Here is a 302-nt window from a genome sequence, read left to right as displayed (position 1 = left end):
GTCGTCGACAGGCCCTGCGGCACGCGCTGGATGTTGCCCGAGCCCGTGCCGTCGAGCGTCGGGAACAGGCCCGCGCGCGTGATCTGGTACTGCGCGCGCGCCGCCTCGATGTTCAGCACCGACACGCGCAGGTCGCGATTGTTCTTCAGCGCGATCTCGATCAGCCGCTGCAGGCGCGGATCGACGAAGAATTCGCGCCAGCCGATGGCGGTCGCCGCCTGGCCGTTCGCGCTGCGCGCGCCGGCAGCGCCCGGCTGCGTCGCGTAGACGCCGCCGGCCGGGTACGCCTGCGCGACGGGTGC

1 protein-coding gene is annotated in these 302 nt (G+C 73.2%); it reads right to left on the bottom strand.

From position 1 onward, the window contains the following. A partial coding sequence (locus U5809_RS34625; protein WP_322089861.1) for a TolC family protein occupies positions 1 to 302 on the bottom strand: 302 nt, incomplete at both ends.

Source organism: Burkholderia sp. BCC1999 (genome assembly GCF_905339975.1).
In the GTDB taxonomy this organism is placed as follows: domain Bacteria; phylum Pseudomonadota; class Gammaproteobacteria; order Burkholderiales; family Burkholderiaceae; genus Burkholderia.
This window is presented reverse-complemented; position numbering and strand designations above follow the sequence as displayed.